At 47.4% G+C, this 304-nt stretch carries 2 tRNA genes; both read left to right on the forward strand.

Going from position 1 to position 304, the window contains the following annotated elements:
• The first annotated feature begins 42 nt into the window (after positions 1 to 42).
• A tRNA-Ala gene (locus AB4512_RS22025) sits at positions 43 to 118 on the forward strand.
• A gap of 28 nt (positions 119 to 146) precedes the next feature.
• A tRNA-Val gene (locus AB4512_RS22030) sits at positions 147 to 222 on the forward strand.
• Positions 223 to 304 lie beyond the last annotated feature (82 nt).

Raw genomic sequence — 304 nt, forward strand, 5'->3', positions numbered from 1 at the left:
TCCTGCACGACCCACCATTTCCTCCCAAGGAAATAAAAATATGGGGCTATAGCTCAGCTGGGAGAGCGCCTGCCTTGCACGCAGGAGGTCTGCGGTTCGATCCCGCATAGCTCCACCATTCCTTCCATTAGGAATTAAAACTTTATGGGCGATTAGCTCAGTTGGGAGAGCACCTGCCTTACAAGCAGGGGGTCACTGGTTCGAGCCCGGTATCGCCCACCATCTTTAAGCATTCTCGTAAGAGAGTATTTAAAAATGGGTTTAAAAGTTTAACACTTAAAACTCTTGCTCTTTAACAATTTGG

Origin of the sequence: Vibrio sp. 10N.222.52.B7 (genome assembly GCF_041474275.1) — a bacterium.
Lineage (GTDB): Bacteria > Pseudomonadota > Gammaproteobacteria > Enterobacterales > Vibrionaceae > Vibrio > Vibrio crassostreae_C.